This window comes from Shewanella sp. SG44-6, from assembly GCF_014164185.1.
GTDB classification, from domain to species: Bacteria; Pseudomonadota; Gammaproteobacteria; order Enterobacterales; family Shewanellaceae; genus Shewanella; species Shewanella vesiculosa.
This window is the reverse complement of record NZ_JACJER010000191.1, coordinates 1-6178: the sequence shown is the minus strand read 5'-3', so window position 1 is coordinate 6178 and position 6178 is coordinate 1. Positions and strand designations below refer to the sequence as shown.

Here is a 6178-nt window from a genome sequence, read left to right as displayed (position 1 = left end):
GACAAGTTCTCTCGTTTAAAAGCGGGAATAGAGCCAACAATGAAGTTACAAAATTTTGTTACTCGTTTAATTCACGTACCTGGATTACGTGGAAATCCTGAAAGGACCTACAAAATAGCTTCATCGGAAGATGTTTATCCTGGTTCTTTTGAAAAGTATGTAGCAAGTATTATCAGTAATTGGGGGAAACTTAAAAGGCTTGAAGCAAAGCATGCTCAACTGAAAGAACAATTACTCGAGCTGGGATTAGCAAGTAATATTAAAACAGTCAAAATTGATGACACGAGTGTTGAAATTCAAATTTCACGTTCAAACAGTGCTGATGAGCAAGATTGTGTAAACATTGCAGATGTTGGTTTTGGTGTGTCACAAACTCTACCTGTATTAGTTGCGCTCATTGCAGCCAAAAAAGGGCAATATGTCTATATTGAGCAACCTGAGCTACACCTACATCCAAAAGCGCAGTTTAAATTAGCTGCAATAATAACTAAAGCTATCAATCGGGGAGTTCAAGTTATTATTGAAACACACAGCTCCATTTTAATTCGGGGTATTCAAATCGCGGTGGTAAAAAAAGAATTAGATAAAAGCAAAGTTGCCCTTAACTGGTTTACTCAAAATATAGAAACTGGTGAAACTGAAGTTTCTAAAGCTATATTAGATGAATTCGGAGCTTTTGGTGAATGGCCTGAAGACTTCGATGATACAAGTTTGAATGTTGAGCAGTTATATCTTGATGCCGTTGAAGAGGTCGCTTATGGCCAATAATTATTCAGTGATTATAGATGCCGATATTGCAAGATCATCGGGAATGACAGAACACCCTAGGTCGAGTGGCTCAAGAGCTTTATTGAATGCAGTATCTCAAAATGGTCATATGATAGCTATGTGTCCAACTCTTGGTGCTGAATGGAAGAAGCATCGTTCTATATTTGCAACTAAATGGCTTGCTTCAATGATTGCAAAGAAAAGGATTAACCGCATTAATCCACAAGCTACCACCAAAACTCTCATAGTTGATAATTTAAAAGATAAAAAAATTGCCATAGCTCTCAAAGATGCACACTTAATTGATGGCGCTTTGGAGGTTGATTGTATTATTGCTTCAAACGACGACATTGCTAGAAGTGTGTTTTGTGAATTATCGATTACCTGTGGTAGTTTAAGAGCTATAAAATGGTTCAATGCAATCGCTGATCGAGAAATTGTTACGGATTATTTAGTGTCAGACGGCTTTGTACCAAAAAAATATTATTTAGTTGCCGAAACTACGGCCATATAAGTTGCTTAAACGGAAGAATAATGGTCGGCTATCGCTTCGCGATTTTAGCCAACCGTTATTTACGCTTAGCAAGGCGTTGAGGCTGTAGAATTACTTTTTTTAAGAAAAACAGCCATATTTTATGGGGTCCAAATGTATAACCTAGTGTTTTAAAAGCGCTTAGGGTTGATTTCAGGAGCTCGTTTTTATTGAATTTGGCTGTTAGAGTTATTCTACAGCTTCTTTAGCCAAACTTCCCGCTCATAGCATGGAGAGAATAAATGAGTACTGAATTATTATCAAAACCACAAGCAGGTATGCTTTCTACAGATACAACTAAATTCGAAGGGTATCTAGCTCACTTAGGATTGCCTACAGAAAATATTATTGCTTCGCTCCCTGAACGAAAAATTATTGAAGCTAATCTACCTGCATTTATTGAGTCATTACCAGCAGAAGTAAAAAGAGACGCACGCTATTTATCTAAGTTTGTTGCTGGAGCTGCTATTGGTTTGTTCGATGCGTCACTGAACTATGTTTGGAATGAAGTAGTTATAAATTTACGAGAAAAAGTTATTGTTTATGGACTTGATATGTTCTTTGATGCAGCTGTTGGGGGAAGCAGAAGAGAGTTTTACGCTACCGAAGAAGACCTATCAGGTCTTAAAGATAATAACCTCGTAAACACATGCCGGAAACTCGAATTAATCTCCGACATTGTTTATACAAAGCTAAACCATATTTTAACAATGAGAAATGACATAGGTGCGTCGCACCCCAATTCTTATTCAATAAATGCTTATGAATTATTAGGCTGGTTACAAACTTGCGTCCAAGATATTTTAAATGACAAACCTTCCGCTTCGGCAATACAAATAAAATCATTTATAGAAAATTTAAAAAGATCACCAGATGTTTTAGACACCGCAACAATTTCTAGTATGGAAAAACCCTTAGGTGATCTTTCCCTTCAAAATACGGACAACTTATTAAATAGTATTTTTGGAATATACAGCACTTTAAGTACAGGTAACATTGTTAGGAAAAACATAGCATTATTTGCTCCTCATATTTGGGGTAAAAGTAGTGACAATGTTAAATACAAACTTGGGGTAACAATAGATGGCTATAAAAATAATCTTCATAACGACAAACATGCGTTAGGTGTTGAATTTTTCAATTTCTGTGATGGAAATCGTTATCAGTCCCTAGATTCAAAAATCATTTCATTGGATAGCCATGCCGATGACCTTTTACAAGCTAGATACTCTTGGGATAATTTTTACAATGAGCCCCCTCATATGCGTAAAATTCTTTCTTATTTAAAAACAGAGGCCGACATTCCTGTTGAAAGAGTTAATAAAATCATTAAAGCTGTTCTGATTTGTCGTGTTGGTAAAGGCATCCCATACAATACAGGTGTTTCACCTGCTGGCCGTCCGTTATATGATCAATTTTTTGGCATGCTTGGTGACCAAAATATAATTAACACCATCATTGCAATGCATACCAATGAAGTTCGAGTAACATTAGATAATACTCATTGCCAAAAGCATATGATTACAGTGTTAACAAACTTGAAAGCAAATGCTCGTAGTGAACGAATTCAAGAGATTTTGGATTTTCTCATGCAAAATGGAACCATTCTTAATAAGATACATAATGATAAACGTTATAAAGAGTTGACTAAGAATCATATTACGTTTGGCTAACATAATGTGATTTCTGAGTGCTGAGGTTTAACTTTTTTGTCCATAAGTAAGTTTGCCGATAGCTTGTGCACCATTTTGATTTGCAGCAACTCACTAAACCGATAACTTTTAAATCAAACCTAGAAATTATCGGTTTTACATATCACACAAAGCCAATTCGACCAACGCCATATGTGGCGTAAAACACGCCATATATGGCGTATTTTTACCCCTAAAAACAGGTACAGTTTATATAAGCTTGATACCACTGCGTAACTGGCTTTGCTTCCTCTCTCGTTACCTCTCATAATATCAATGCCGTTGGGCTCCTGTATTGGAGCCCATTTTTTGCTCGTTATTTGGTGAACACATGACCTGTAAAAAGTTGTATATCGCTGGGCCTATGTCTGGTGACCATGACATTGCATTAGACATTGCATTAATCGGTTTAGAAGGTGCGGTATGAATATTAAAACAAGGCTTTTGGCACTCGGTTTTACTGGTGCCATTCTTACTGGTGGTGTATTGGTTGCCACCAGTAAGAATGAAGTATTACGCACCTATGTTGACCCTGCCGGTATTGAAACGGCCTGCTTTGGCCAAACTGGTCACAACATTAAACTTGGCATGGTGTTCACTAACCAGCAGTGCTTAGACATGCTGGCAATCAGCCTTAACACCTTTGAGCGTGAATTGCTTACACTCACCCCGCCATTAAGCGAGGGTGAACACATTAGCAGCCTATTACGTTTGCGAACACTGCGTTTGCTGCATTGAAAACAATCAACTGCACCACATGGAAGAGCACCCAAGCGCTTTATGGATATGCGACAAAACGGGCGTGTACACCTCAAAATAGGGACGGTTGAATTGCGTTAGCCATAGTAAATATAAGATCCTTTTCCCGAGTAAAATCATGTTAATATTTATCAGCATAAAAAAATGATAATGAGTTAATCTACAATTAAATTAATTCTAATATTGACTCGTTTACTCGTGACTAATGAGGATTTGCTGATTAAAATTCAATAACGTAATAAAGGGATATTCTATGCATCATGTATTTACTCAACCCTGTGTGAGTGAAATAGTTCAACCTACTGCGTTGACGCTTCACTTACCTGATAGTGTGAGTGACTTATTAGTGTTATCAGCGATGAGTAGTCCTTTGGTTGAGTTTGTGGTTAGCCAAGTTAGTCACACTCAAGCGACTCTCATCACCCGAATTCAGCCGTTCTTGAGTTTTGCTTTTGAAACGATGCCGCTGACAATCAATACTCCACAGCAAAGACGTAGTGTGGGGCAGGGGATAAAGTTATATCCTTTAACAGGCGTGGCGCCTCGGGTGTGTATTGAACAGCTAAGACGTGGCGTAACGGTTAGCATTAACATCGATGCGGGTGTTTATTTTAGTTTATCTACCGAAACTCGTTTTGAATTAGTAACCTTAGAGAATGATTTACGGATTTTGAGCGAACCTCAAGTTCTCGTTATGGCTAAAGCGATATTAGGCCGTAAGTTTGATCATGATGAGCCCTCTAACATGCTTGCTGTTCATATTAGTGAATTAGAGCAAGTACGACGAGAGTTACGTGATTATTTGCGGGGTGAGTCGGGGAAAATCCACCCTGGTGTATCAACCGAGCTATTAAAACTTGATCATTTATTGCAAAATAAGCACCAATGGTTGTTACGCACCTATCATCAGTCATTAGAGCGTACCAACTTAGGATATTCATCAAATGAACAGATTGTTAGTAATGAACAACTACAACGTAAATTAGATTGTTTTGAACTATTAGCCCCTAAAGACGTGTCGGAAATGGTCAATAAGCTGTGTGAAGACGATCTTTAATTTTTCAGTAACTCTAGAGTCCAACATGTCTTATATTTGCCCTATTTGTAATGCCCCCTTAGTACAAAAACAAAAATCATTGCAATGTGAACAACGCCATCAATTTGATTTTGCAAAAGAAGGTTACGTTAATTTATTACCAGTACAGAAGAAGAAAACCAAAGATCCTGGTGATAACAAAGAAATGATGTTTGCTAGGCGGGAGTTTCTTAATCAAGGTTTTTATCAACCGCTAAGTGACAAGGTAAATCAGTTAGCGCTTGAATATACCACTGATGTAAACAAGATCCTTGATATAGGCTGTGGTGAGGGATATTACAGTCATAGGTTGTTTGAAACACTACAATCTGCCACGCAATCCGATATTGAACTTTTCGGGCTGGATATTTCTAAGTTTGCCATTCGTTATGCCGCAAAACGCTATTCAACAATGAATTTTTGCGTTGCGAGTGCATTTGAAATGCCTTTTGCAGACGACAGTTTTGATTTAGCCATCCGTATTTATGCGCCCTCTAAAATTGAAGAGTTACAAAGGGTGATAAAACCAGGAGGAATACTCATTACTGTGTCACCAGGTCCTATGCATCACTATGCGTTAAAGAAGAAGATCTACAGTGAACCCAAACTACACTCTGAAGAGTCGATAGTATTAGCAGGATTTACTTATTTAGCACATGAAGAGCTTGGTTATTCGTTGTCACTGACGCGTACAGAAGATATTGATCATTTTCTTAATATGACGCCTTACGCCTGGAAGCTGAGTGACTCACAAAAGTCTCAAATAATAGAGCAAGGGCTCGAATGTGAGATAGACTTTAAAATCGAAATTCATCAACGCGAACAATAAACAATCAGATAATTGATATAAATAACTATTTGATGCTCAAAGATAAACCGTTTTGTGATGGCATTAAATAAATAGGGTTGTTTTGCCGATGTTTGTTGACTTATTTCTAAAATGGTTTATAGTTTACTCAGCTTGAAGGTTGGGCTTATATTTATCAATACGAACAGTTTCGTCCTGTAAACATAAGTAATACCGGCATTTTCCAGCTTTACCGCCGTTAAGGCTTTAACTATTTTTTTACAGGATTTATATTATGTCTCAAGTTACTGGTGTTGTTAAGTGGTTTAACTCTGATAAAGGTTTCGGATTTATTGAGCAAGAGTCTGGTCCAGACGTATTCGTTCACTTCCGTGCTATCAATTCAGACGGTTTCAAAACTCTTGACGAAGGTCAGAAAGTTTCTTTCACTGTGACTCAAGGTCAGAAAGGTCCTCAAGCTGAGAACGTTTCAGTAGTTTAATATTTAGCTCGAGCTAAATGTTAGGACTTTAAAGCTGCAGCAATAAATTGCTACAGCTTTAAAG

Annotated in this window: 7 protein-coding genes; all 7 read left to right on the top strand. The window is 37.5% G+C overall.

The genetic code is table 11. The features are described 5' to 3' along the window. On the top strand, positions 1 to 768 hold a 768-nt coding region (locus H5185_RS20725; protein ID WP_220494509.1), incomplete at its 5' end, for an AAA family ATPase. After that, positions 758 to 1282: a hypothetical protein gene (locus H5185_RS20720; protein ID WP_220494508.1), complete on the top strand. Its 525-nt coding sequence runs from the start codon at positions 758 to 760 to the stop codon at positions 1280 to 1282. The genes H5185_RS20725 and H5185_RS20720, both read left to right, overlap by 11 nt. Before the next feature lie 260 nt (positions 1283 to 1542). Further along, complete coding sequence (locus H5185_RS20715; protein ID WP_182743048.1) at positions 1543 to 2973, top strand: hypothetical protein; 1431 nt, start codon at positions 1543 to 1545, stop codon at positions 2971 to 2973. Positions 2974 to 3414: 441 nt separating this feature from the next. Next, the gene (locus H5185_RS20710) at positions 3415 to 3729 is read left to right on the top strand and encodes a glycoside hydrolase family protein (protein ID WP_182743047.1); all 315 of its coding nucleotides are present in this window, start codon (positions 3415 to 3417) and stop codon (positions 3727 to 3729) included. A 274-nt stretch (positions 3730 to 4003) separates the two neighbouring features. Beyond that, positions 4004 to 4807, top strand: coding sequence for a hypothetical protein (locus H5185_RS20705; RefSeq protein ID WP_182743046.1), 804 nt, complete (start codon positions 4004 to 4006; stop codon positions 4805 to 4807). A 25-nt stretch (positions 4808 to 4832) separates the two neighbouring features. Continuing rightward, positions 4833 to 5654 (top strand): 23S rRNA (guanine(745)-N(1))-methyltransferase, encoded by an 822-nt coding sequence (gene rlmA, locus H5185_RS20700; protein WP_182698747.1) that lies wholly within the window; start codon positions 4833 to 4835, stop codon positions 5652 to 5654. A 253-nt stretch (positions 5655 to 5907) separates the two neighbouring features. Next, positions 5908 to 6114 carry a cold-shock protein gene (locus H5185_RS20695; protein WP_124018113.1) on the top strand — a complete coding sequence of 69 codons (207 nt, stop codon included), beginning with the start codon at positions 5908 to 5910 and terminating at the stop codon, positions 6112 to 6114. Positions 6115 to 6178: the final 64 nt, after the last annotated feature.

Excerpts from the sequence above, each read along its gene's own strand:
- H5185_RS20695 (WP_124018113.1), top strand. The coding sequence starts at position 5,908 with ATGTCTCAAGTTACTGGTGTTGTTAAGTGGTTTAACTCTGATAAAGGT.
- H5185_RS20720 (WP_220494508.1), top strand. The coding sequence starts at position 758 with ATGGCCAATAATTATTCAGTGATTATAGATGCCGATATTGCAAGATCA.
- H5185_RS20710 (WP_182743047.1), top strand. The coding sequence starts at position 3,415 with ATGAATATTAAAACAAGGCTTTTGGCACTCGGTTTTACTGGTGCCATT.
- rlmA (WP_182698747.1), top strand. The coding sequence starts at position 4,833 with ATGTCTTATATTTGCCCTATTTGTAATGCCCCCTTAGTACAAAAACAA.
- H5185_RS20705 (WP_182743046.1), top strand. The coding sequence starts at position 4,004 with ATGCATCATGTATTTACTCAACCCTGTGTGAGTGAAATAGTTCAACCT.
- H5185_RS20715 (WP_182743048.1), top strand. The coding sequence starts at position 1,543 with ATGAGTACTGAATTATTATCAAAACCACAAGCAGGTATGCTTTCTACA.